This is a genomic window from Litoribrevibacter euphylliae, assembly GCF_042646085.1.
GTDB lineage: Bacteria > Pseudomonadota > Gammaproteobacteria > Pseudomonadales > Litoribrevibacteraceae > Litoribrevibacter > Litoribrevibacter euphylliae.
In genome coordinates this window covers 297026-322380 of sequence record NZ_JBHRSZ010000007.1, presented here as the reverse complement: position 1 = coordinate 322380, position 25355 = coordinate 297026, and the positions used below count along the sequence as shown (strand labels likewise).

Here is a 25355-nt window from a genome sequence, read left to right as displayed (position 1 = left end):
CCCTTCAGATCAACTTCAATTAAAGAATCACCTAAGGAATCTCTTAAGCTTTTCTTATCAAGGCGACCCTATCTTTGGTCACCCTGACTAACCGTTAGATAAAAAAGAGCAGTATCTCTATGCCTAGTGAAGCAATGACTCGTCGATTCAGAAAACCCTCATGGCTGACCTTATGTGTGCTCGGTATTCTGCTGGCCGCCTGCTCCAACAACCACACCATCACCATCAAGAGTGACCCGCCGGGCGCCAAAGTCACCGATCTTAAGCAAGGCTATTTGGGCGAAACCGACTTCGAATATGTCGCTTCGGATAAGTATTCCACGTCCGGGAAATCCCGCGAGTCTCTTAATTTGACCTTCAGTAAGCCCGGCTACTTGGAAGAAAAGCGCGATATTCTCAACATCAAACACAGCCAAACGATATTAGTATCTCTGCACTCGGCACCGACCTATCTCTATATCGAGACCATTCCGCCCGGTGCTGAAATGAAACTGCACGACAAACAAGGCGGGGAACTGAATTTCGAAGACACCTCTAAACTGTCGCGACAAGCCTACTTTGCCAACCGCCGCTACGAGATCCCAGACAGCACCCGCACTTTATGGGTGGAGTTAGAACAAAAAGGCTATAAACCAGTGACTCGTGAAATCAAAATTGAACCACATAAGGAAAACCGGTTCTCCTTTCAGCTCAATGAAATCATTGCCACCTTGCAGGTCAATTCCATGCCCAGTGGCGCCGAAGTGTATGAACGAACTCTTGGTTTCTTAGGCCGCACTCCCCTGAAACTTGACTTCAAATGGGACAAATTAGTACGCCTGTCACAGGACTACGATGCGTTGGAAACCTCGTCGGTCAATCTGCAATTGACAGTGAAGAAAAATAACTACCAAGAGAAAAGCCTGATTCAAGAGTTTTATCTCTACAAGCGCAACCCGGTAACACTGATCGAATTGGAAGAACGTTAACCTAACCCTTGGAATGGAACTCTGGAAACCCCTAAGGAAAGAAGCGAAAGCTCAGGAGCCCATTATGTTCAGCAAACTCAATATTGCGTATGCAATTCTCATCGCACTGGTTCTCACCAGCTGTGCCAAAACCGCCGTCACCATTAAAACCGAACCTTCTGGTGCCAAGGTCTATCTCTTCAACGAGAAGGGCGAACAAAAAGACAGCGTTCACTCAGACACTAACTATGTGGTTAAGAATAAAGAAGATTATTTTGATAGAGACAGCGAAACCACTAGCATTCTGATGCTGGCCATCAAGGAAGGCTACAAACCACAACTGAGCTCCACTCGTTTAAGACTGGGTGAGAAGAATGAGCGCTCGCCGATCGTAAGACTGGATCCACTCAGCACCGACATTTCCATCGAAACCAGCCCACCGGGCGCTACCGTGAAATTCTACGATACCCGCAATCGCGAAATTCCGTTCTTGGCCAAAGAGTTCGTCTCAGTCAGAAACCCCAACCTAGCCAGTCGTATTGAAGACCATCTACGCGATGTTGACCACACCACCAAAGCCATCAAACAGAATAATTTAGTAACGCCCTTTGATCAGAAGTACACCACGCAAACGGCCAACAACTTCTTCAATCGCATTGCCAAAATCCGCATTGAAAAGCAGGGCTACAACCCGGAAGTGCATGACATATCCATTCGTCCGGACGAGTCCAACAGTTTTTCCTACAAACTCAAGCCGTTTAACACCAGCATTAAGATCATCAGCGACATTGATGGCGTGGAGGTGGAAGACGTCAGCAATGTATCGGGCGCCAGCTTTGGGTATTTAGGAAAAACGCCGTTCATTCGTAAGTTCACCTACGATGAAGTGTACAAACGCGATACCTTCTGGAACTCCGGCAACATTGACCTGACGCTGAAATCCTCTCGTCCTGGTTATGAAAACGAATACCAGAACATCACTGTGCCGATCGGTGAAGAGATGACGGTCAAGATCACCATGCGCAGCCAGCCCAAAGAGATTTCGTTCCAGTCCGATCCTCAAGGCTCGCACGTTTATGTATTCCGCCAAAAAGAACGCGATGTGTTTAACCCGGACACCAAGAAAATCGAGAAGAAAACCCTCGATCACTGGAAGCACCTGGGCGTGACGCCGTTTACCTATTACATGGATACCTCTGACCCGCTCAAACATACTGATCAGCTGAAGTTCAGCCGTCCGGGCTATAAAGACGGCTTTGATTTGTTCAAATCTGGTGTCAATAACTACCATCTGGTTCTGACACCAGCGGGTGACATCATTCAACGTCAAGAACTGAAAAATTAGTCGCATCATTCGATTACTTGATGAAATCGATCACTCACCCCTTCACATTGGCAGCCCTGTTCGGGCTGCTGTTGTTTAATCAACCAGCTTATGCGAATCAGCCAACGCACCAGGGTCATGCTAGAACCGCGCTGGTCATCGGCAACGGGCTGTACGCAAAGGCGCCCTTACGCAATCCCACTCAAGACGCCAGGGATTTAGCGCAAGTGCTGCGACGCCTTGGTTTCGAAGTGCAACTCAGGCTCAACGCCAACCAACGCACCATGGAACAAGCCATCGACGAATTTGAAGATACCCTCAATAAACACGGCGGAGTTGGCTTGTTTTACTACGCTGGTCATGGCATTCAATCCCAAGGCATCAATTATCTGCTACCGGTCAAAAACACCATCGAACGGGAACGGGATTTGAAATTTGATGCCATCAACGTCAATCGCATCATCGCCGCCATGGATGCCGCCGATAACGCACTCAACATTGTGATTCTCGATGCCTGTCGCAATAATCCTCTGACCCGCAGCTTTCGTTCCGCCAGTCGAGGTTTAGCACGATTGGAGCAGACACCCACCGGCTTACTCATTGCCTATTCCACCTCACCCGGTGAAGTGGCTCTGGATGGCGATGGCCAAAACAGCCCGTATGCGCAAAGCCTGATGTCCAGCATTCAAACGCCGGGGCAACATGTGTTGTTAACCTTCCAGGACATCGCCAACCGAGTACAGAAAACCACCAAAGGACAGCAAGTACCGTGGATTTCTTCCTCGTTAACGCAGGACTTTTATTTCCAACCCACCGACGTTTCAACCTCGACAGCGTCTGTAGTGCCCGTTCCCATTCCACCAATAGCCTCTCAAACAGCTCACATAGCAGCTCACGTAACAGACCAGGAACCAACTGAGCAGCTTCTGCCAGATCTAAAAACATTGGAAACGCCGATCACCCCCCCTCCCAACGCCTACCGTTGGACAAGCTTTCGGGACGCAATGAAAAATGGCAGCCAAGGCCCAATGATGGTGACCATAGGCACAGGCAGCTATGACATGGGCTCCAACGACGGCAATAAGCAGGAGAAACCCGTCCATGCAGTGACGATCAATGCGCCCTTTGCGGTATCAGCTCATGAAATCTCGTTTGCCGACTACGATCGCTTCAGCCAAGCCACACAACGAACCAGCCCATCAGCCCCATGGGGGCGCGACGATCAACCGGTCATCAATATTCGTTGGCAAGATGCCGTCGATTACACCGAGTGGTTAAGCCAACAAACCGGCCAGCGATATCGGTTGCCGAGTGAAAGCGAGTGGGAATACCTGGCGCGTGCTAATTCGACAAACCGATACCACTGGAGTGACGAGCTGCCACAATGTTCGGAACTGCCCATCAGCCGCATTGATGACGCCCGTAAATTCAAGCACAACCAATTGCCCTTCTGCGCTCACAAGCTCAAACAAAAACAGGCCATTCGAATCAATTGCCGTCATTGCTTCTCCTGGATTCACGACGGAAAAAGCTTCCCGGTCAACAGCTACCCAGCTAATGGCTTTGGGCTGTTTAATATGTTGGGTAATGTCGCTGAAATGACGCAAGATTGTTGGAAGGCCAACTATTACGGCGCGACTTCTGATAGCAGCGCGTATCTCACGGCAGGCTGTAGTCAACGCACTATTCGCGGCGGACACTGGAATAGTGGCCACTTAAACGTCCGGGTGACATCACGACACGCGTTCTCAATAAATGAACGCTCAGACAAGGTCGGTTTCCGAGTGGTACGAGAAATGTAGTTAAACGATAAAGAGATCTGGAGAACAGCTAAAGCCCGACGACGTTTGCATTCGCCAGGCTTTATTGACGTTAAATCGAGAGGCTACACGATGGCCTACAAGACCATCGCAGCCACCCAACCGGCCACTAATAACGGTAAGTTAAAGTGCAAGAAGGTCGGAACCACAGTATCCCGCATGTGGTTATGCTGACCATCAGCGTTCAAACCTGAGGTTGGCCCCAGTGTTGAATCCGACGCCGGAGAGCCTGCATCACCCAACGCACCCGCCGTACCAATCAGGGCCACAATCGCCAATGGGCTGAAGCCCATTTGAATACACAGCGGCACATAGATCGCAGCAATGATAGGAATGGTCGAGAAAGACGAGCCAATGCCCATAGTTAATAACAAACCAATAACCAACAACAAGAAAGCGGCCAATGGCTTATTATTGTCTAACCAACCGGTCGCGCCATTGACCAGGGTATCAATGTGACCTGTAGTCTTAAGTACTTCCGAAAAACCTGACGCGGCAATCATAATGAAGCCGATAGAGGCCATCATCTTGATACCGTCCACCAGCACACCTTCGGATTCATTCCAGCGCACGACACCCGTTACCGAGAAAATCACAAAACCGGCCATGGCACCCAAAACCATAGAGCCCAACCAAAGCTGTACTACAAAAGCGACAACAATCGCTGCCGTTGCTACCAACAAGGATTTCTTATCGTACTGACGATCGGTGTGTTCGGTCTTTTCAATCACAGAAAGATCGTATTGGCGCTTACCACGATAGCTCACCAGCATCGCCAACACTAAACCAGCCAACATGCCCAACGCCGGGATCGCCATCGCCGTCACGACCGACACGCCTTCCACGTTCAGGCCACCGTCAGCGACTTTCGCCAGCAAGATGTCGTTCAAATAGATATTACCGAAGCCAACCGGTAAGAACATGTAAGTGGTGACAAGACCAAAGGTCAGCACACAGGCCACCAAGCGGCGATCCAATTGCAGTTTGGACATCACCAACAACAATGGTGGAATCAAGATTGGAATGAACGCGATATGAATCGGGATCAGGTTTTGAGAACACACTGCCGCAATCAGCAACATCGTCAATAAGCCGTTCTTCAACCAGATCACTTGAGTTCCGGATGCGTCTTTGTTCAGACGCTTCAAAATGGCATCGGCCAGTAAGTGCGGTAACCCTGACAAGGAAATCGCCACCGCAAAGCCACCTAATAAGGCATAGCTCAAGGCAATATTAGCGCCGCCACCAATGCCGGTGTTGAACGCATCCAAAGTGGTTTTCAGATCCAAACCACCCACCCAGCCACCAATAAAGGCCGCAATTATCATCGACAACATGACGTGCATACGTGCCAGACTCAAAGCCAGCATCAGTACCACTGCTACAACAACTGCATTCATTCTTCTTTCTCGAATTCAAATGGGTTCATTTTCCAGTCAACAGGCAATTCATCAACCATCCATACACTTGCGCTACAGAAGGCTTAAAAACAGGAAAGCTGACCAGTAAGAAAGCGCGGCACGATACCATAGAAGAGGTCGCTATGCTTGAGTTTTGATCAATAAATTTACAGGCGGTCTGATCCATTGGTCAGGGTTTACCATTTGACATAAAAATCCCATTGATCAGCTCCATATAAGCCTCTAGGATTCGCTTTTTCCTGTAGATCTGTACCTTTATGAATCGACACCTTACAGCCAACACCAGAACGCCGTTTATCGCCTTAGTCTTAGCCATGTTCATCTGGGCCAGTTCCTTTATTGCGTTGAAGATCAGCTTTGATGTGATGCACCCGGCGCAGGTATTATTTTTCCGAATGCTGTCGGCCAGTGTCTGTTTTCTGCTGTTAATTCGCTGGATGCGTCCGATTCAATATCAAAAGGGCGATTGGAAATTCTTTGTACCTATGGTGGTGATGGAGCCGTGCCTCTACTTTATCTTCGAATCCATCGCTCTACAGAACACCACCGCCTCTCAAGCAGGCGTAGTAACTTCTTTACTGCCGTTACTGACTGCCGTTGGCGCGGTATTGGCCCTAAAAGAACGAATGAATCCGATCATGTGGATTGGCTTTTTGATGGCAATGGTCGGCGCCGTATTGTTGAGCCTGACCAGCGACAGCACTGAATCGGCTCCTAACCCCATTCTCGGTAATTTCTTCGAATTTTTGGCCATGGTCTGCGCGGCGGGCTATACCTTGATCGTCAAGCACCTGATCACCCGTTATTCCGCCCTCTTCCTAACGGCGCTGCAATCCTGGACTGGCGCGCTGTTCTTCCTTGGCCCGGCACTGTATTTCCCGATGCCCGACGAAATCGGCGTGGTCGCCATTGGCTCGATCCTTTATCTGGGGGTGTTTGTTTCCATTGGCGCCTATGGTTTATACAACTACGCCATGGCGTATGTCCCTGCGACACAAGCGTCCGCCTTTATTAACCTGATTCCGGTATTTACCGTGATGATCGCCTTTGTGGTGTTGGATGAGCGCCTTAACTTGTATCAACTGATGGCGTGTGGGCTGGTGGTGCTTGGGTTGGTGATTAATCACAAGGCGGAAAGCAAAGCGAAGAGCAGTAACTAGCGTTACTGCTCTCCCAAGAAACACATTAAGACTAACTTACCTGCTTTAACAGCGTGACCGGCACATACTTGTGATAAGGCACTTTGGAGAACGGGTCGCAATGATCCGCCGCCGTTAACAAGTTAACAGCCGGGCCCTGTCGCTCATCGCCATCGTATTGCATGCCATAGCCATGGGGTAAGGTCACCATGCCGGTACGAACCGAGTCATCCACCTCAACCACCACGCTCAGCTCACCGCGATCCGATTGCACGATCACCGAATCACCACTGTCGACCATCAGCTGTTGGGCATCCTCTGGGTGCATACGCAAGCTGCCGTCTTTATCAACTTTTCGCCACTTAGGATCACGATAAATCTGGTTGGCGTTATAGCTTCGACGTTCACCCGCCATCAAAATAAACGGACGATCAGAAGCCGCAGGTGTGTTCGTCTTCAAGGCACTTAAATCACTGAGCATTTCCTCGATGGCTAAGTGAATCTTACCGTCCTTATTCTTGATTAAGGACCAGACGTCTTCATAACGATGCTGACTCATCACCATACCGGATTTGGACGCCAAAATTTTTCGGAACAAGTTCGGCCCTAAGGTCACTTTATTCCCCGAAATACCTGCTCGTTGAACGGCCTCGCTGTGCTTAGACGCGTATTGAATCGCCAGCGGCAACAATACAGCTGCGGCAGCCGAATCATTCGGTAAGGCAGCACCTAGCGTGCGATACAGGATCGACGGTGCGTAGCGCATCCACTGTTTGTTCAACTTAAGGGTCGCCATCAAAGACGCAAGATAGACCTGATAGCTTGTCAGTTCAGGCTCATTCTTGGCAATGCGCTCCAGGATCGGAAAACGAGTCGGTATCAGCTTCATCTTTTCCAACAAACGAGTATAGATTTCCGGTTCAGGTAAGCATTCCGCATAGGGTTTGTTAATGGGGTGACGTAAATGGAAGAAGTTTTTCGGAAACTCAAGGTTAAAGCCAGTGGCTTCAAACTTCTCAAACTGAGACGCCGCTGGCAATACGTAATGCGCCAAACGCGCCGTTTCGGTATAAGCCACATCGACAACGACCAATAACTCCAACTTACTGAATGCGCGTTCGTACGCAGGGGTGTCTGCGTAAGTCATCAACGGATTGGCGCTGTCCACCCAAACGGCTCGAATGCGGTCATCGCCAGAGTGCTCGATTTCATCGGGCAGAATGTTCGGTGGGTAGAGGCCCGCAATGGGAATCATCTTATGATGTGCGGTGCGTTGAATGTGTTTGCCCTTAGCTTCAGCACGTTCATCCGAATTACCCAGAAGTGGTATCAGGAAGCTATGCAGGTTGTTCACCCCCTGGCGACCAAAGTTACCTGTCACCACGTACAGCATTTTCTCCAAATACGAATTGAGTGTCGTATTCAACGTCTGTTGAATGCCCAGATCAATACGCACACAACCACGCTCTGCCTGAGCGAAACCTCTCGCCACTTGCTGAACCTGTTCCAACGCTAAATCGGTCTGCCGAACATAGTCTTCCACCGGAATCGCTAACAATTCTTGCTCTAAAGCCGAAAACCCAGTGCAATGTTGGTTAAGGAACGCCTGATCGTGCAGTCCTTCCTGAACAATAATGGCAAGAATCGACGACATTAAAAACGCATCGGTGCCGGGCTTAACCTGCAAATGAACATCAGCCATCTTGGCCGTTTCAGAACGGCGCGGATCAACCACCACCATGGTACGACTCGGATCTTTCTTCAGTTCTTTGAGCGTATCTCTGGCGTTGGGGATACCGTGCGATTGGAAAGGATTACAGCCGATAAACAACACGTAATCTGAGTGTTCTACGTCTTCGGTGATGTGGCAGCGCTGATCCCCAAATAACCGACCATTAACCCAGAAATCCTGAGTTTTCTCTTGTGCCAGCGCGGAATAAACATAGCGACTTTTCATCGCCAGTCTGAGCTGCTGCCCATAAGCGCCGCCCAAATGATTACCCTGACCACCGCCGCCAACAAAAGCAAAGGCATCGCCACCGTGTTGATCGCGAATACTTAATAATTGTTCTGCGATTTCGGTTAATGCCTGATCCCAACTGATGGGTTGATGGGAGCCGTCAGCCTGGCGCTTAAGAGGGTGCGATAAACGATCGGCGTGTTCTTGGTAATGCTCTAATCGCGCTGCTTTCTGACAGATATAGCCTTCCGTCATTGGGTGGGCTTTATCTCCTTTGATCTTTGTAAAGCGATCCCCTTCAGTCGTGATGCTAATACCGCAATTTCGGGAGCAAAGAATGCAGGCGGTCGCATGCGTTTGTTGGCTATTGGCTTCGGTTCGGCTCATCAGCTATTACCTTATTGTTATCGTGCGATCTTCATCGGCAACAGAACATATTCAACGGATAAGAAGCTATCCGGGATGCATAAACGTCTTGCCGTTTACATTATTCGCAAAAAAGGTGCGTGACAATTCACTATAGCTGATGCTTAGATAAGCTGAACTTATCTAATGAACACTCTAACGGGATATCTGTATGCAACACAAAGCACCGCCAATCCAATGGCTCCCGGTGTTTGAAGCCGCCGCGCGGCTGCTGAGTTTTAAAAAAGCAGCAGAAGAACTGTGCGTTTCCCCTCCTGCGGTAAGCCAACAAATAAAAATCTTTGAAGACTACTTACAAGAGCCATTATTCGACCGCAGCGAACGTCGCCTGAAACTGACACCTGTGGGCGATTATTACTATCAAATCGCCAAAGACATTATTCAGAGTCATCACAAAGGCTATCGGAATTTTGAGCGCACCTTTAAAAATCCGACCCTACAAATCAGCGTTCCATTATTCATCACACAGGAACTGCTCATTCCCCATTATCTTGGCTTTCGTCAGTATTCACCGGATACCGAATTGCGTATCAATACCGGCAATCATTTGGTTGACTTTGACAGTGACGATATCAACGCCGCTATCCGTTTTGGCGAGGGTCATTGGCCTGAATTGGAGTGTCGTAAGCTGTGCCCGATCGACGTCGTGTTCGTCTCTAGCCCCGCTTACAGTCTGCAACACCAATTAACCTCCAAGACCGAGTTCACGCAATCCGATCTGGAAAGTCATATCCTGATCTCAACCAACGAACACTTCAGTGACTGGAAAAAGTTATTTCCCAACCTCAACCCCACTGAAAAAGTTATCTGCGACTCTTATTTCTCGGCAGTAAAGTCTGCAGAAGAAGGATTAGGCATTACCATAGGCATGCTGCCGGTGATCAATAACTGGGTCGTAAACCAACGTCTTACCATACTCGGCTCGGCTGTTCGAGATAGCCACTATGGCTATTGGCTGGTTGCCCCCAAAGACAGCCGACATAAAGAAAAAATCGATGCCTTATATGAATGGCTAAGCTCATTGTTTGCAACAAGCTTTCCTGAGGTTTAGGTTGAGGGGATTGAGATGAAAACACCTAAGCTTAGTTACTTAATCTAGTGCAATAAAAAAAGAGAGCCGGAGCTCTCTTTTCTATGTTCAGTTATTTATCCACCCTATTCAACCGTTACCGATTTAGCCAGGTTTCTAGGCTGATCCACATCCGTGCCTTTAAGCACAGCAACATGGTAAGACAGCAGCTGCAACGGAATAGTGAATACAATCGGCTCAAGAATTGAGTGCATTTCATTCAGGGTAATGGTGTGGTCATCCGAGTAATGCCCTACGGTTTTATCGTCGGCCACTACGAATAGCTGACCACCACGCGCACGTACTTCTTCGAGATTTGAGCGTAGCTTGTCTAACAGCTCATTATTCGGCGCTACAGTAACTACTGGCATGTCAGCATCCACAAGCGCCAGAGGGCCGTGTTTAAGCTCACCGGCAGGATAGGCCTCGGCATGAATGTAGGAGATCTCTTTAAGCTTAAGTGCACCTTCCAATGCCACCGGATACATGATGCCACGACCTAAGAACAGCGCGTTATGCTTATCCGCAAATTGTTCGGAAACTTTCTGAATTGCTTGATCCAGTTCTAAAGAATCCGCCAACAGCTGAGGTAACTTATGTAACTGACGAACCAATTCGGTTTCAGCGGTTTCCGCCAGACCATTGCGACGAGCCAAGGCAATGGTGATCATTAATAAAGAAACTAATTGTGTAGTAAACGCCTTAGTTGAAGCCACACCAATCTCAGGGCCCGCATTAGTCAAAATACACAAATCCGATTCACGTACAAGTGAACTGCCCGGTACATTACAAACCACTAGGCTGCCCATCAAGTTACGCTTCTTCGCTTCTTTTAATGCCGCGAGGGTATCCGCCGTTTCACCGGACTGGGAAATGGTGATGAACAAGGTGCCATCCACCAACACAGTTTTACGATAGCGATACTCACTGGCTACTTCGATATTACAGGGAATCCCTGCTAATTCTTCGATCCAATACTTGGCCACTAGCCCGGAGTGATAACTGGTGCCACAGGCAACAATTTGCACGGCTTTGGTTTGATCAAACAATTCAGCGGCTTTAGGCCCGAAGGCTTGCTCTAGAAGTTTATCTTGGCTGATACGACCTTCTAACGTGTGCTTAACCACCTCAGGCTGTTCATAAATTTCTTTCAGCATGTAGTGGCGATATTCGCCTTTACTGGCAGAATCCACACCGTGTTCAAACTTAGTCACTGGGTACTCTACTGCGTCGCCATTGCTATCAAGGATTGAAACGCCTTCCAGTGTTAATTCAGCAACATCACCATCTTCAAGGTAGATAAAACGATCCGTCACTTGAAGAAGTGCCAAAGCATCCGAAGCAATAAAGTTTTCGCCCGAACCGACGCCGATCACTAAAGGACTTCCCAAACGAGCACAAATTAAACGTTCGGGATTAGATAATTCAATAACACCTAATGCATAGGCTCCTTCAAACTGAGCAACTGCAGCTTGTACCGCTGCCATCAGATCTAAACCTGACGCCATTAAACTATTCAACAAGTGCGCGACGACTTCAGTATCTGTATCCGATGTAAACTCATAACCTTTCGCCTTCAGCTCTTCACGAATGGTTTCATAGTTCTCGATAATACCGTTATGAACGATCGCCAGTTTAGGACCACCGTTATCTGAGAAAGATATGTGAGGGTGCGCATTGCGTTCTGTTGGTTTACCATGCGTTGCCCAGCGGGTATGAGCAATACCCAGCTTACCATCGAGCTTTCCTTGTTGAACAAGCTCTTCAGCCGCGGCTTCCAAATCAGCCACCTTTCCGGCAGCACGTACCCGCGTTATCTGATCACCCTGATGCAAGGCAACTCCTGCACTATCGTAACCACGATATTCAAGGCGTTTTAATCCTTCAATGAGGATGTCCTTAACAGGACGCTGAGCAATCGCTCCTACAATGCCACACATACTCTATTCCAAATTTATTCCGTTACCAAAATGATTTACCCAATCCGTCCTAAGACTGTTTTGTTGGGCGTTTCCATGTGGATAAGTTTTTCTGACGGCCACGGGCAATGGCTAACTCATTATCGCCAACGTCTTTAGTAATCACTGAACCAGCCCCCGTGGTGGCCATCTTTCCGACTTTTACAGGAGCCACCAAACAGGTATTCGAACCGATAAAAACACCGTCTTCGATTTCAGTTTTAAACTTGTTCACACCATCGTAATTACAAGTGATAGTGCCGGCACCAATATTTACCCCAGCACCAACTTCGGCATCACCAATATACGACAAGTGATTTACTTTACTGCCTTCACCAATATTGGCTTTCTTCGTCTCTACAAAGTTACCAATCTTCGCTTTAGATGCCAGCTTGGTGCCTGGTCTCAAGCGAGCAAATGGCCCGATATCACAAGACTCTCCAACCTCTGACTCATCAATCATTGAGTTAGCCTTGATATGGGTTCCCTTGCGAATCACAGAATCTTTAATAATGCAGTTTGCTTCGATGATGACATCATCTTCAATCACCACATCACCTTCCAGAATCACATTCACATCGATGGTGACATCTTTACCACACTGAATGTTTCCGCGGAGATCAATACGAGCAGGGTCCATCAGAGTCACGCCATTAATGAGTAACTCTTCGGCCTGAACTTGCTGATAAATACGCTCCAAAGCAGCCAACTGAACTCTGCTGTTTACCCCTTCTACTTCCCAAGCAAAATCTGGCTGGGTCGCAGATACCAACTTACCTTCACTTACAGCCATTTCGACAAGATCAGTCAAATAATACTCTTGTTGAGCATTATCATTGGACAACTTTGGTAACCACTGAGCCAGTAACTCAGTTTTCACAGCCATGATTCCGGTATTAATCTCTGTAATCTTACGTTGTTCCGGCGTTGCATCTTTATGTTCTACAATCGCCTGAACCGAACCATCTTCAGAGCGCACTATACGGCCATAACCGGTTGGATCGTCCATATCCAAAGTCAGTAAAACCAGATCTTTATCTGCCACTTCTGACATCAATTCGGCTAACGTCTCTCGACGGGTTAAAGGCACATCACCATATAGAATCAGAGTTACTCCTGATTGGCCTTCTAATCCAGGTAAGGCTTGCATCACGGCATGACCAGTACCTAATTGTTCTTCCTGCAAATACCAACGTAAATCATTACCAACAAGAGTATCTCTTACCGTATCGGCACCATGGCCAATCACCACGTGCATGGTGGTTTGTTCCAAAGATTGAGCGGTATTAATCACGCGCTGAGCCATAGGAAGGCCCGCAATCGGGTGAAGTACTTTAGGCAAGGAGGATTTCATCCGGCTTCCTTGGCCGGCCGCAAGAACAACGACGTTTAAGGTCATAAGAAATAGATCCAATCTATTAGACAGAGTAACGAATATTTAACCGCAACATTATACATAGTTAGTGTCTAAGCGCACGGAGCAGAATGACTACATCACAAAAATCAGACAAAAAAAAAGGCGACCGAAGTCACCTTTTTCTGCGTCTGCCCGGTACTAATGACCGCCGCCAACCTTCTTACGAAGTTCGGAGATGGTACGAAGCATAGCCGTAGCTTCAGCAAGTTTTGTCGCAGCAACTGAGTACTCGAAGTCATCGCCACGGTTCTCAAGCTCACTTTGAGCAAGATTGCGAGCTTCTTCTGCAGCTTGAGCATCCAAATCTTCACCACGTAATGCTGTATCAGCCAATACATTGATCAGATTAGGTTGAACTTCCATAAAGCCGCCAGTAACAAAGAATACTTCTTCTTCGCCGTTCTGTTTAATAACACGAACAGGACCAGGCTTTAACTCAGTCAGCAAAGGGGCGTGACCTGGGGCAATACCCAAGTCACCCATTTTACCGGCTGCAACCACTAACTCCACCAAGCCAGAGAACATAGTCTCTTCGGCGCTGACGATATCGCAGTGTACGGTGATAGCCATGTTAGTTGCCTCTCTTACCGGTTACTTAGATAGTCTTTGCTTTTTCAACTGCTTCTTCGATCGCGCCTACCATGTAGAATGCCTGCTCAGGCAATGCATCGTAGTCACCAGCCAAGATGCCTTTGAAGCCACTGATAGTGTCTTTCAAAGAAACGTATTTACCAGGTGCACCGGTGAATACCTCAGCAACGAAGAATGGTTGAGATAGGAAACGCTGGATCTTACGAGCGCGAGATACAGTTTGCTTATCTTCTTCAGAAAGCTCATCCATACCCAAGATCGCAATGATGTCTTTCAGTTCTTTATAACGCTGAAGAACTGTCTGTACACCACGAGCAATTTCATAGTGCTCTTGACCAACAACTAGCGGGTCCAACTGACGAGACGTTGAATCCAGAGGGTCAATCGCAGGATAAATACCAAGCTCAGCAATTTGACGAGAAAGTACAACAGTCGCGTCCAAGTGAGCAAAGGTGGTTGCTGGAGACGGGTCAGTCAAGTCATCCGCAGGTACGTATACAGCCTGGATAGAAGTAATAGAACCTTCTTTCGTAGATGTAATACGCTCCTGAAGTACACCCATCTCTTCTGCAAGAGTTGGCTGATAACCTACCGCTGATGGCATACGACCTAGAAGTGCAGATACCTCAGTACCAGCAAGCGTGTAACGATAGATGTTGTCAACGAACAATAGTACGTCACGACCTTCGTCACGGAACTTCTCAGCCATAGTCAGACCAGTCAAAGCAACACGTAGACGGTTACCCGGTGGCTCATTCATCTGACCGTATACCAGCGCAACCTTGTCGATTACGTTTGAGTCAGTCATTTCGTGGTAGAAGTCGTTACCCTCACGAGTACGCTCACCAACACCAGCAAATACTGAGTAACCTGAGTGCTCGATCGCGATGTTACGGATCAGCTCCATCATGTTTACAGTTTTACCTACACCAGCACCACCGAATAGACCAACTTTACCACCCTTAGCGAATGGGCAAACCAAGTCAATTACTTTAATACCAGTTTCAAGTAGCTCGTTAGAAGCTGCTTGTTCTTCATAAGAAGGCGCTTTACGGTGAATTGCTGAACGCTCTTTCTCACCGATTGGACCTTTCTCATCGATTGGGTCACCTAGAACGTCCATGATACGACCTAGAGTTTCTACACCCACAGGTACTTCAATTGGAGCTCCAGTGTTTTCAACGTCAAGACCACGAGATAGGCCTTCAGTTGAACCCATTGCAATGGTACGAACGATGCCGTCGCCCAATTGCTGCTGAACTTCAAGCGTAGTTTCTTTGCCTACAACTTTCAGCGCGTCGTACACTCTAGGTACATTGTCGCGTGGAAATTCCACGTCGATGACGGCGCCGATAATCTGTACGATACGTCCGCTCATATTGGTTCCTCATTAACCAAATATATTCGTTTACAATCGCCAAGCGTATGAATGATCTCTTTGATCATTATACCGCTGCAGCACCACCCACAATTTCTGAAAGCTCTTGGGTAATCGCTGCCTGACGTGCTTTGTTATAAAGAAGCTCAAGCTCCTTAATAAACTGACCTGCGTTGTCGGTTGCGTTTTTCATTGACATCATACGAGCAGCTTGTTCACTCGCATTATTCTCAACAACAGCCTGGTACACCTGAGACTCAACAAAGCGCTGAAGTAACTTCTCAAGAAGTTCTTTTGCTTCAGGCTCATAAATGTAATCCCAGTTGTGAGCACGTTCAGTCGTTTCTTCTGCCTTTGGCAAAGGAAGCAACTGAGAAACCGTTGGCTTCTGAGTCATACTGTTCACAAAGGTGTTGAATGACACATAAAGACGGTCAATTTCGCCAGCTGCATACGCATCCAGCATCACCTTAACGGCACCAACCAATTGATCAATGGATGGAGTATCACCCAATTGATTAACAGAGCCGTCAATCTTTATGCCCAAACCACGGAAAAAACTTTGCGCTTTTGTACCGATAGTACAAAGGCTCACTTCCGCACCTTGGTCAACCCACTGTTTCATATCGTTAGTCACTTTACGAAACAGGTTAGAGTTTAAGCCACCACACAAACCGCGATCAGAACTGACAATAATATAGCCAACTCGCTTGACCTCACGCTCTTGCATAAAAGCGTGCTTGTACTCTGGACTGGATTCCGCAACGTGACCAATCACTGAACGCATACGGTCAGAGAAAGGACGGCTGGAAGCCATTCTGTCCTGAGCTTTACGCATTTTACTAGTCGCAACCATCTGCATTGCGTTAGTAATTTTCTGCGTGCTCTTAACACTACCTATTTGCGTGCGAATCTCTTTTCCGATTGCCATGATGTCACTGCCTTTTAACGTTGATCCAGGCTACTCACAACACTCAGTAATGATGCGCTCACCGCCTTGGCGATGAGCCTCATTGATTACCAAGTTTGAGTAGCTTTGAACTTCTCGATAGCTTCTTTCAGACCAGCAGCGATGTCATTGTTGTAATCGCCTTTCTCATTGATCTGAGCCATCAAAGTTGCGTGTTCTGCATTTACGTAGCTCAATAGAGCCGCTTCAAATGCTACAACTTTAGGTACTTCAACGTCTTCGAGGTAACCCTCGTTGGCAGCGAATAGGCTCACAGCCATTTCCGCAACGCTAAGTGGAGCATATTGCTTCTGCTTCATAAGCTCTGTCACACGCTGACCGTGCTCAAGCTGCTTACGAGTCGCTTCGTCAAGGTCAGATGCGAACTGAGCAAACGCTGCCAATTCACGATACTGAGCCAATGCTAGACGAACACCACCACCTAGTTTCTTAATTACTTTAGTCTGAGCCGCACCACCTACACGTGATACAGAAAGACCGGCGTTGATCGCTGGACGAATACCTGAGTTAAATAGGTTAGTTTCCAAGAAGATCTGACCGTCAGTAATAGAAATTACGTTGGTAGGTACGAACGCAGATACGTCACCACCTTGGGTTTCAATGATCGGCAATGCCGTCAATGAACCAGTTTGACCTTTTACTTCACCGTTAGTGAATTTTTCTACATAGTCCGCGTTTACACGAGACGCACGCTCAAGTAGACGAGAGTGAAGGTAGAAAACGTCACCTGGGTATGCTTCACGACCTGGTGGACGACGAAGAAGTAGAGAGATCTGACGATATGCCCAAGCTTGCTTAGTCAAGTCATCGTATACGATCAAACCGTCTTCACCACGGTCACGGAAGTATTCACCCATAGCACAACCAGCGTATGGAGCAAGGAACTGCATAGATGCTGGATCAGATGCAGAAGCGACAACGATGATGGTGTGATCCATTGCACCGTGCTCTTCCAACTTACGAACCACGTTCGCGATAGAAGATTGCTTCTGACCTACGGCAACGTAGATACACTTAACGCCAGTACCTTTCTGGTTGATGATAGCGTCAATTGCGATCGCAGTTTTACCAGTCTGACGGTCACCAATGATCAACTCACGCTGACCACGACCTACTGGAACCATTGCGTCGATTGACTTAAGACCTGTTTGCACAGGCTCATCAACAGACTGACGAGCAATAACGCCAGGAGCAACTTTCTCTACTGGGGCCATTGTTGGATTTTCGATAGGACCTTTACCGTCCAATGGGTTACCAAGTGCGTCAACAACGCGACCTAGTAGACCTTCACCTGTTGGTACTTCAAGAATACGGCCAGTACATTTTGCTTTCTGACCTTCTTGTAGACCTAGGTAGTCACCCAATACGATTGCACCTACAGAATCACGCTCCAAGTTAAGCGCCATACCGTAAATACCACCGTCAAACTCAATCATTTCACCGTACATCACGTCCGCTAGGCCGTGAATACGTACGATACCGTCAGATACGCTGACGATTGTGCCCTCATTACGGGCTTCAGAAGATACATCCAAGCTTTCGATGCGCTTCTTGATAATATCGCTGATCTCTGATGGATTCAGTTGCTGCATGCTTTTATCCTCAATGCTCAAAGGCAACTTAGGAATTGATCGCTTCGGCCAACTTCTTGAGTCGTCCAGCCACTGAGCCGTCAATAACCATATCGCCTGAACGAATGACAACACCGCCAATCAATGCTTTGTCAGTTTGACCTGATACATTAATTTCACGATTGAACTTCTGGCTTAATGCTTGTGCCAGCTTCTGTTGTTCTTCATTCGCCAGATCAAATGCAGATGTAATATCCACATTAATTGATTGTTCTTGATCGGCTTTAAATTTATCAAACAAAACGGAAATCTCTGGCAATAATGCCAAACGATGGTTTGCAGATAACACAGACAAGAAATTTTTCAGACCGTCTGTAATTTTGTCACCACAAATATCGATAACCAGTTTTGCTTTCTCGTCGGCAGTCAGTTGTGGCGCCGACAAAACGCGAGCCGCGTCTTCGTCTGCGACAACCTGAGCACTCATGCCCAAGCCCGCTGACCACTGATCCAGTTGGCTGTTCTCAAGAGCAAACTTAAAAGCTGCTTTTGCGTACGGCCGCGCTAGTGTGGTTAATTCAGCCATTGATCAACCTCTGCTTATAGCTCCGACGCAAGTTTGTCGAGCAGCTCTTTATGTGCACTTTCATCTACCGAACGCTCAAGAATCTGTGCTGCACCAGCTACTGCCAATGCCGCTACTTGTGAACGAAGTGCTTCTTTCGCACGGTTCACTTCCTGCTCAATCTCAGCTTGAGCACCCGCTTTAATACGGTCGCCTTCCGCTTGAGCAGCTTCTTTTGCTTCGTCGATGATTTGATTTGCACGCTTGTTGGCTTGCTCGATTAGTTGCGCAGCTTCTTCTTTGCTTTCACGTAATTGTTGACCTGCTTTTTCTTGAGCAAGTTCAAGATCACGTTCAGCGCGATTTGCTGCATCCAAACCATCAGCAATTTTTTTCTGACGCTCCTGAAGGGCAGCCATCAAAGGTGGCCACACATACTTCATGCAGAACCAGACAAAAACCGCAAACGCGATAGTTTGGCCAATCAGTGTCAAGTTAATGTTCACGCCAACACCCCTAATACAGTGAATTTATTTTCGGTAACCAAAAATTTCGGGTAAACCAAAAATTAATTAAGCTACTGCGAAGATTAGGTACATTGCGATACCAACACCGATCATTGGAACAGCATCCAATAGACCAGCCATTAGGAACATCTTACCTTGAAGCATTGGAGCCAACTCAGGTTGACGCGCAGTACCTTCAAGTAGACGACCGCCTAGCAAACCAAAACCGATTGCAGTACCTAGTGCACCTAGACCGATCAACAATGCGCTTGCGATATAGATCAAACCTGCATCCATTTTCTTCTCCTAAATTTAAAGGTTAGTTAAGTTAAAGTTTAAGGTTTTTAATTAATGGTCTTCATGCGCCTGGCTTAAGTACACCACGGTAAGAACCATGAAGATGTAAGCCTGAAGCGTGATGACCAGAATATGGAAAATTGCCCATCCCAATTGCAATACACCACCTAGTGCACCCAGAGCCCAACCGGCGCTGTATAGAAGTGCAATCAAGATGAAAATCATTTCACCGGCGTACATGTTTCCGAACAGACGTAGGCCAAGAGAAATAGGTTTTGCAATTAGGTTTACAAGCTCAAGCACCAAGTTGAATGGAATCATAGCTGGGTGATTGAATGGGTGTAGGCCAAGCTCTTTAGAGAAACCGCCAATCCCTTTGATTTTGATGCTGTAGTAGATAATCAGAGCGAAGATACCCAACGCCATGCCCAACGTAATGTTCGGGTCAGTGGTAGGTACAACCTTCATAAAGTGGATACCCAACATCGTGCTTACGTGTGGAATCCAATCTACAGGAATAAGGTCCATCAGGTTCATCAGGAATACCCAAGTGAAGATCGTCAATGACAACGGAGCGATCAACGGGTTACGACCATGGAATGAACCTTTTACCGTATCGTCAATGAACTCAAGGATCATTTCCGCAAAGTTCTGGAAGCCGGTAGGAACACCAGTTTCAGCCTTCTTTGCAACGCTACGGAATAAGAAAAGGAAAAGTACACCCAATGTTAGAGTCCAGAACATGGAATCTACATGGATCGCCCAAAAGCCCATTTCGGAAGCTTCTTGAGCAGTGTGAGCAAAGCCCCAAGTACCATCTGCTTTTTGACCATAGGTCAGGTTTTGCAAGTGGTGTCGGATATACTCGGTAGAGGTTAATGCGTCTCCGGCCATAGTTTCTCTCAACGTCCTAAAGGTTAGTAGTTATCAAAACTTTACATATAAAGGCGCCATAATGTTACACATCATGGCTGCCACAAAGGTCATAAACACGGCTATCAAGTCGGCTTGAGGATAACTTTTAAACAGCAAGCCAAACAGCGAAGCAGATAATACCATCTTCCATGTTTCACCTTTGTAAAAAGACCTGACTGCATGAGCGGTTTGACTCGCACCGGTATACTGCCAGGCCTTTCTTACAAAATACGCATTGGGAATCGTATATATCATGCCGCCAAATAATGCCGATAAGGCTGCATTTTCGTGTTTAAAAACCAAAAATAAACCTGCCATCAAGCAGGTTACAACACATTGAGCGAGGATAATTCGAAGCACTTTAGGGGTAGGTATGGTTGACTGCATACAACAAAAATTCCCTACCAATCCACTCGATTTCTCGACTCAAAAACACGAAAACAGGCGACCGATTCCAGTACCCCTGATTTTGGGTTCGCAAAGTATATTGATATTGCTATGCAGGTTCAACAATTGTGGGAAAAAATGTAGCAGAATTCTGTTTAAATTCTAAACAAACACAAGATATAGGGAGTAAGCGGTCATTTACTCCACTATATTCAAGAAAAGAAAGGAAATATTTAGCGTTGGGAATCGTGATTTGGTTACTTTAAGTGGCTCAAAATACCATCTAACTCATCCAAACTTGAGTAACTGATGGTCAATTTACCTTTACCCTTATTCCCATGATTGATTTTAACCGGAGACCCTAAACGCTTAGCTAAGTTTTCTTCCAAACGCATAATATCCGGATCAACCGTTTTGGACGGAGACGGTTTGGTTTCTTCACCGCTTAGAATTTTCTTCACCAAAGCTTCGGTTTGACGAACAGTCAGACTGTCCGCAACCACTTTACGAGCCACTTCAGTTTGTAGTTGGGCTTCTAACGACAATAATGCACGCGCATGACCCATATCGAGATCACCACGTTCCAGTAAGGTTTTCACCTCTTCCTCTAGATTCATTAGACGAAGTAAGTTAGTTACTGCAGTACGAGACTTACCAACGGCTTCTGCCACCTCTTGCTGCGTTAACTCAAACTCTTCCTGCAAACGAGATAAAGCACGGGCTTCTTCAATAGGATTAAGATCTTCACGTTGAATGTTTTCGATCAACGCCATAGCGATAGCGGCTTCATCCGCTACTTCACGAACAATGGCCGGAACTTTATCCAAGCCAGCCATTTGCGCAGCGCGCCAACGACGCTCACCCGCAATGATCTCATAGTGATTAGCTTTAATCGGACGAATAACGATGGGCTGCATAACACCTTGGGCTTTAATCGATGCAGACAGTTCTTCTAAAGAGGCCGGATCAATATCCATGCGAGGTTGATATTTGCCTCGCTGGATAAATTCCACTGGAACATGAGTTAAGGCACCATCCTGAGACAAAGCACTCTTGGCAGTATCTTTGGTGTCAGCTTTTACATTGCCAGTAGCGCCCAGCAAAGCGTCCAAACCACGCCCTAATCCTCGTTTTTTCGTTGTCATTGCCTCTACTTTCACCTTTGTTGTGCAATCCTTGGTACAAATAAGACGAATAAATATTACGCCGGCACCAAGGCGTCTCTTTCTTCTTTCGTTTTTCGATTCACTTCGCCCGCTAACGCCAAGTAGGATTTAGCGCCTTTAGAGTTTTTATCGTACATAATAACGGGCAAACCATGGCTTGGCGCCTCAGCCAGACGCACGTTTCTAGGAATAACCGTGGTATAGACTTTATCACCAAAGTATTCAGTCAATTGATCCGACACATCATTGGTCAAACTGCTTCTTGGATCAAACATGGTGCGAATAATCCCTTCGACTTTCAAAGCGGGATTAACTCGCTCAGAGATCTGTTGAATGGTACTCATCAAGGCACTTAATCCTTCCAACGCATAGTATTCGCATTGCATCGGAATCACCACACCACTGGCTGCAGTCAATGCATTCACCGTCAGCATGTTCAACGATGGTGGGCAATCAATGATGATGTAATCGTACAGTTCACGCACATCATTCAAGGTATTTCGTAATCTCAGTTCTTTAAAATCCGTTTCCAGTAGCTCAACTTCGGCGGCCGTTAAATCACCGTTGGCCGGAATCAGATCATAACCTGCAGGCGTTTGCTTTTTGATGATGTCATAAATATGTGCATTGCCCACCAACAAATCATATACAGATAATTCCAAATCGTGCTTATCGACACCACTGCCCATGGTGGCATTACCCTGTGGGTCCAAATCGATAACCAGCACTTTACGTTTGGTCGCGGTCAGCGAAGCTCCCAGATTGACACATGTCGTGGTTTTACCCACGCCGCCTTTTTGGTTGGTTACCGCAATGATTTTAGCCACAGTCAGATTCCTTAAATGGGTTCTTATTCGGTCCAAGTAGACGAGAGTCAGTTAAGAACAATTTCCTTTAAGAACAGCATGCTCCATGCCAATCACAAACGTCATTGAACTTATGGATAAGAACTCAAGCTAATGATTATTTCTGATCAGAGAGAACGATTAAGTGACGCTCAGCCTGTAAATTAGGCACAGCCAGTGGAATGATCTGCTCCACTTTAGCCCATTCTGGCAGCTCAGCCATCTCGTCTTCTGGGACAACGCCCTTCATTGCGACAAAACGGCCGTCTTCGGCAAGCGTTTCACGAGCCAGTGTAACCATATCTGATAAGGATGCAAAGGCTCTTGAAGTGACGACCTGAAATCTTTTATCCGTTTTCTGATCAGCGACCGCCTGCTCCACTCGCCCATGGATGACAGTGACATTATCCAACCCTAAACTCACTTTCGCCTGAGTTAAAAAACGGGTCTTTTTACCATTACTGTCTAACAAAGTAATGTCCAGCTCTGGACGCGTAATTGCCAACGGAATACCGGGTAAACCCGGACCGGTACCAACATCCAATAATGGACTTTGATCGATGTGCGGAATGATCGCCAAGCTGTCCAAAAGGTGCTTAACCACCATTTCTTCCGGGTCACGAATCGCCGTTAGATTATAGGCTTTGTTCCATTTCACCAAAAGATCAATGTAATCCGCTAACTTGGTTACCTGTGTGTCAGTTAAATCCAAAGCCAACGTGTCAATGCCACGCTTCAAGGTTTGCAATAATTGCGCTTCCATTAATTTTATTCCAGAGCTTAGAAATTCACTTACGCACTTTGCTTTTCAACTAACGCGCGTTTTTTCAAATACACAAGTAACAACGAAATTGCTGCCGGAGTGACACCGGAAATCCGCGATGCCTGAGCCAATGTCTCAGGACGAAGCTGTTGCAGCTTGGCCTTAATTTCATTAGATAGACCAGAAATACCTTCATAATCAAAGTCTTCTGGTAACTTGGTGTTTTCATTTTTACGAAGACGTTCAATTTCTTCTTGCTGACGAGCAATGTAGCCTTCGTATTTAATCTGAATTTCCACCTGTTCTGCCACTTGAGGATCCTGCGTTACCGGCTCACCTTTCAAACAAGCGGCGTCGTCATAGCCAACTTCAGGACGTTTCACTAAATCGAGTAAAGAATACTCTCGAGACAATGGATTCTTAAGCTTTGGATTAATCCGTTCCGCTTCGGGCGTGTCAGGCAATACCCAAGTAGACGCCAAACGTTGATTTTCTTTTTCAATGTTTTCACGTTTTTCACAGAACACCGCCCAACGGTGATCATCCACCAAGCCAAGTTTACGACCTTCTTCAGTCAAACGCAGATCGGCATTGTCTTCACGTAATACCAAGCGATATTCCGCACGGCTGGTGAACATGCGATACGGTTCTTTAGTGCCCAAGGTAATTAAGTCATCAACCAACACACCGATATACGCCTGATCACGACGAGGACTCCAAGCTTCTTTCTGTTGTGCCCGAAGTGATGCATTCGCACCAGCTAACAGCCCTTGTGCCGCAGCTTCTTCGTAACCAGTGGTACCATTGATCTGCCCGGCAAAGAACAAACCATGGATATGTTTGGTTTCCAACGAAGACGTTAGGTCTTGAGGATTGAAATAATCGTACTCGATGGCATAGCCAGGACGCACAATGTGTGCATTTTCAAACCCTTTAATGGAATGAATCAACTCGATCTGAACATCAAACGGCAAACTGGTGGAAATACCGTTGGGATACAACTCATTGGTGGTTAAACCTTCGGGTTCCACAAACACCTGATGTTGATCGCGATCCGCAAACCGCATCACTTTATCTTCAATGGACGGGCAATAACGAGGACCAACCCCTTCAATCACCCCGGCGTACATAGGAGAACGATCTAAACCACCACGAATAATGTCGTGGGTTTTTTCATTGGTGTAAGTACTGTAACAACAGATTTGTTGCGGATGTTGCTCACGAGATCCTAGATACGACATCACTGGAGTTGGCGTATCACCCCATTGTTCCGTCATCACACTGAAATCAACGGTTCTGCGATCAATACGTGCAGGTGTTCCGGTTTTAAGACGATCAACTCGGAAAGGCAGCTCGCGCAAGCGTTTTGCTAACGCAATGGAAGGGGCATCACCGGCACGTCCGCCAGGATGATTATCCAAACCAATATGAATCACACCGCCCAGAAAGGTTCCTGTGGTTAATACCACAGAAGGGGCTCTGAACTTCACGCCCATATTGGTTACGACACCTTCAACGGTGTTGCCATTCACTATCAAATCATCGGCGGATTGCTGAAAGATCTGCAAGTTTTCTTGGTTTTCAAGAATGGAACGAATGGCCGCTTTGTAGAGCTGACGATCTGCTTGCGCACGAGTGGCACGTACTGCAGGGCCTTTACGGGAATTTAGTACTCGGAATTGAATTCCTCCCAAATCCGTTGCCGTTGCCATGGCACCACCCAGTGCATCCACTTCTTTGACTAGATGACTTTTACCGATACCGCCAATGGCTGGGTTACATGACATTTGTCCCAGGGTTTCTACATTATGCGTCAACAATAAGGTGTTACTGCCCATACGAGCTGCAGCTAATGCAGCTTCAGTTCCTGCATGACCACCACCGACGACAATGACATCAAAACGTTCTGGGAAATCCACT

Annotated in this window: 22 protein-coding genes; 5 read left to right on the top strand and 17 right to left on the bottom strand. The window is 47.0% G+C overall.

The features are described 5' to 3' along the window. Positions 1–119 precede the first annotated feature (119 nt). From ACFOEK_RS16870 to ACFOEK_RS16860, 3 genes are all read left to right on the top strand, one after another. Positions 120–968 carry a hypothetical protein gene (locus ACFOEK_RS16870; protein WP_386722640.1) on the top strand — a complete coding sequence of 283 codons (849 nt, stop codon included), beginning with the start codon at positions 120–122 and terminating at the stop codon, positions 966–968. A gap of 64 nt (positions 969–1032) precedes the next feature. Next, positions 1033–2292 (top strand): hypothetical protein, encoded by a 1260-nt coding sequence (locus ACFOEK_RS16865; RefSeq protein ID WP_386722639.1) that lies wholly within the window; start codon positions 1033–1035, stop codon positions 2290–2292. A 20-nt stretch (positions 2293–2312) separates the two neighbouring features. Continuing rightward, the gene (locus ACFOEK_RS16860; protein ID WP_386722638.1) at positions 2313–4073 is read left to right on the top strand and encodes an SUMF1/EgtB/PvdO family nonheme iron enzyme; all 1761 of its coding nucleotides are present in this window, start codon (positions 2313–2315) and stop codon (positions 4071–4073) included. A gap of 95 nt (positions 4074–4168) precedes the next feature. Here ACFOEK_RS16860 and ACFOEK_RS16855 read toward each other — a convergent pair whose 3' ends face one another. Next, a complete protein-coding gene (locus ACFOEK_RS16855; protein WP_386722637.1) occupies positions 4169–5491 on the bottom strand; it encodes a Na+/H+ antiporter family protein in 1323 nt (440 codons plus the stop codon). A 278-nt stretch (positions 5492–5769) separates the two neighbouring features. Between ACFOEK_RS16855 and ACFOEK_RS16850 the strand changes: the two genes are divergently transcribed. After that, positions 5770–6672 (top strand): DMT family transporter, encoded by a 903-nt coding sequence (locus ACFOEK_RS16850; protein WP_386722636.1) that lies wholly within the window; start codon positions 5770–5772, stop codon positions 6670–6672. A 31-nt stretch (positions 6673–6703) separates the two neighbouring features. On the opposite strand, the gene ACFOEK_RS16845 is transcribed toward ACFOEK_RS16850, so the two are convergent. Then, positions 6704–8998 carry a molybdopterin-dependent oxidoreductase gene (locus tag ACFOEK_RS16845; protein WP_386722635.1) on the bottom strand — a complete coding sequence of 765 codons (2295 nt, stop codon included), beginning with the start codon at positions 8996–8998 and terminating at the stop codon, positions 6704–6706. 190 nt (positions 8999–9188) lie between these two features. Between ACFOEK_RS16845 and ACFOEK_RS16840 the strand changes: the two genes are divergently transcribed. Beyond that, the gene (locus tag ACFOEK_RS16840) at positions 9189–10088 is read left to right on the top strand and encodes a LysR substrate-binding domain-containing protein (protein WP_386722634.1); all 900 of its coding nucleotides are present in this window, start codon (positions 9189–9191) and stop codon (positions 10086–10088) included. 104 nt (positions 10089–10192) lie between these two features. On the opposite strand, the gene glmS is transcribed toward ACFOEK_RS16840, so the two are convergent. From glmS to mnmG, 15 genes are all read right to left on the bottom strand, one after another. After that, positions 10193–12046 carry a glutamine--fructose-6-phosphate transaminase (isomerizing) gene (glmS, locus tag ACFOEK_RS16835; RefSeq protein ID WP_386722633.1) on the bottom strand — a complete coding sequence of 618 codons (1854 nt, stop codon included), beginning with the start codon at positions 12044–12046 and terminating at the stop codon, positions 10193–10195. Positions 12047–12095: 49 nt separating this feature from the next. Next, positions 12096–13463 carry a bifunctional UDP-N-acetylglucosamine diphosphorylase/glucosamine-1-phosphate N-acetyltransferase GlmU gene (glmU, locus tag ACFOEK_RS16830; RefSeq protein ID WP_386722632.1) on the bottom strand — a complete coding sequence of 456 codons (1368 nt, stop codon included), beginning with the start codon at positions 13461–13463 and terminating at the stop codon, positions 12096–12098. Positions 13464–13619: 156 nt separating this feature from the next. Continuing rightward, complete coding sequence (locus ACFOEK_RS16825) at positions 13620–14051, bottom strand: F0F1 ATP synthase subunit epsilon (protein ID WP_386722631.1); 432 nt, start codon at positions 14049–14051, stop codon at positions 13620–13622. 25 nt (positions 14052–14076) lie between these two features. After that, positions 14077–15450 (bottom strand): F0F1 ATP synthase subunit beta, encoded by a 1374-nt coding sequence (gene atpD, locus ACFOEK_RS16820; protein ID WP_386722630.1) that lies wholly within the window; start codon positions 15448–15450, stop codon positions 14077–14079. A gap of 67 nt (positions 15451–15517) precedes the next feature. After that, positions 15518–16381, bottom strand: a complete 864-nt coding sequence (atpG, locus tag ACFOEK_RS16815; protein WP_386722629.1) for a F0F1 ATP synthase subunit gamma — start codon at positions 16379–16381, stop codon at positions 15518–15520. An 86-nt stretch (positions 16382–16467) separates the two neighbouring features. Then, entirely contained in the window at positions 16468–18012 is a 1545-nt protein-coding gene (gene atpA / locus ACFOEK_RS16810; RefSeq protein WP_386722628.1) for a F0F1 ATP synthase subunit alpha, read from the bottom strand. Positions 18013–18040: 28 nt separating this feature from the next. Further along, entirely contained in the window at positions 18041–18577 is a 537-nt protein-coding gene (locus ACFOEK_RS16805) for a F0F1 ATP synthase subunit delta (RefSeq protein WP_386722627.1), read from the bottom strand. 14 nt (positions 18578–18591) lie between these two features. Further along, positions 18592–19062, bottom strand: a complete 471-nt coding sequence (locus ACFOEK_RS16800) for a F0F1 ATP synthase subunit B (RefSeq protein WP_386722626.1) — start codon at positions 19060–19062, stop codon at positions 18592–18594. A gap of 66 nt (positions 19063–19128) precedes the next feature. Then, positions 19129–19359 (bottom strand): F0F1 ATP synthase subunit C, encoded by a 231-nt coding sequence (gene atpE, locus ACFOEK_RS16795; RefSeq protein WP_284383072.1) that lies wholly within the window; start codon positions 19357–19359, stop codon positions 19129–19131. A 51-nt stretch (positions 19360–19410) separates the two neighbouring features. Continuing rightward, positions 19411–20253, bottom strand: coding sequence for a F0F1 ATP synthase subunit A (gene atpB, locus ACFOEK_RS16790; RefSeq protein ID WP_386722625.1), 843 nt, complete (start codon positions 20251–20253; stop codon positions 19411–19413). A gap of 33 nt (positions 20254–20286) precedes the next feature. Next, on the bottom strand, positions 20287–20661 hold the full coding sequence (locus tag ACFOEK_RS16785) for an ATP synthase subunit I (protein WP_386722624.1): 375 nt from the start codon (positions 20659–20661) through the stop codon (positions 20287–20289). A gap of 257 nt (positions 20662–20918) precedes the next feature. After that, positions 20919–21806, bottom strand: a complete 888-nt coding sequence (locus tag ACFOEK_RS16780; protein WP_386722623.1) for a ParB/RepB/Spo0J family partition protein — start codon at positions 21804–21806, stop codon at positions 20919–20921. 56 nt (positions 21807–21862) lie between these two features. Further along, positions 21863–22654, bottom strand: coding sequence for a ParA family protein (locus tag ACFOEK_RS16775; protein WP_386722622.1), 792 nt, complete (start codon positions 22652–22654; stop codon positions 21863–21865). A gap of 136 nt (positions 22655–22790) precedes the next feature. After that, complete coding sequence (gene rsmG / locus ACFOEK_RS16770; RefSeq protein WP_386722621.1) at positions 22791–23435, bottom strand: 16S rRNA (guanine(527)-N(7))-methyltransferase RsmG; 645 nt, start codon at positions 23433–23435, stop codon at positions 22791–22793. 29 nt (positions 23436–23464) lie between these two features. Further along, positions 23465–25354, bottom strand: coding sequence for a tRNA uridine-5-carboxymethylaminomethyl(34) synthesis enzyme MnmG (gene mnmG, locus ACFOEK_RS16765; protein WP_386722620.1), 1890 nt, complete (start codon positions 25352–25354; stop codon positions 23465–23467). Position 25355 lies beyond the last annotated feature (1 nt).

Coding starts and splice junctions, on each gene's coding strand:
- ACFOEK_RS16870 (WP_386722640.1), top strand. CDS start 120: ATGCCTAGTGAAGCAATGACTCGTCGATTCAGAAAACCCTCATGGCTG.
- ACFOEK_RS16865 (WP_386722639.1), top strand. CDS start 1,033: ATGTTCAGCAAACTCAATATTGCGTATGCAATTCTCATCGCACTGGTT.
- ACFOEK_RS16860 (WP_386722638.1), top strand. CDS start 2,313: ATGAAATCGATCACTCACCCCTTCACATTGGCAGCCCTGTTCGGGCTG.
- ACFOEK_RS16855 (WP_386722637.1), bottom strand. CDS start 5,491: ATGAATGCAGTTGTTGTAGCAGTGGTACTGATGCTGGCTTTGAGTCTG.
- ACFOEK_RS16850 (WP_386722636.1), top strand. CDS start 5,770: ATGAATCGACACCTTACAGCCAACACCAGAACGCCGTTTATCGCCTTA.
- ACFOEK_RS16845 (WP_386722635.1), bottom strand. CDS start 8,998: ATGAGCCGAACCGAAGCCAATAGCCAACAAACGCATGCGACCGCCTGC.
- ACFOEK_RS16840 (WP_386722634.1), top strand. CDS start 9,189: ATGCAACACAAAGCACCGCCAATCCAATGGCTCCCGGTGTTTGAAGCC.
- glmS (WP_386722633.1), bottom strand. CDS start 12,046: ATGTGTGGCATTGTAGGAGCGATTGCTCAGCGTCCTGTTAAGGACATC.
- glmU (WP_386722632.1), bottom strand. CDS start 13,463: ATGACCTTAAACGTCGTTGTTCTTGCGGCCGGCCAAGGAAGCCGGATG.
- ACFOEK_RS16825 (WP_386722631.1), bottom strand. CDS start 14,051: ATGGCTATCACCGTACACTGCGATATCGTCAGCGCCGAAGAGACTATG.
- atpD (WP_386722630.1), bottom strand. CDS start 15,450: ATGAGCGGACGTATCGTACAGATTATCGGCGCCGTCATCGACGTGGAA.
- atpG (WP_386722629.1), bottom strand. CDS start 16,381: ATGGCAATCGGAAAAGAGATTCGCACGCAAATAGGTAGTGTTAAGAGC.
- atpA (WP_386722628.1), bottom strand. CDS start 18,012: ATGCAGCAACTGAATCCATCAGAGATCAGCGATATTATCAAGAAGCGC.
- ACFOEK_RS16805 (WP_386722627.1), bottom strand. CDS start 18,577: ATGGCTGAATTAACCACACTAGCGCGGCCGTACGCAAAAGCAGCTTTT.
- atpE (WP_284383072.1), bottom strand. CDS start 19,359: ATGGATGCAGGTTTGATCTATATCGCAAGCGCATTGTTGATCGGTCTA.
- atpB (WP_386722625.1), bottom strand. CDS start 20,253: ATGGCCGGAGACGCATTAACCTCTACCGAGTATATCCGACACCACTTG.
- ACFOEK_RS16785 (WP_386722624.1), bottom strand. CDS start 20,661: ATGCAGTCAACCATACCTACCCCTAAAGTGCTTCGAATTATCCTCGCT.
- ACFOEK_RS16780 (WP_386722623.1), bottom strand. CDS start 21,806: ATGACAACGAAAAAACGAGGATTAGGGCGTGGTTTGGACGCTTTGCTG.
- rsmG (WP_386722621.1), bottom strand. CDS start 23,435: ATGGAAGCGCAATTATTGCAAACCTTGAAGCGTGGCATTGACACGTTG.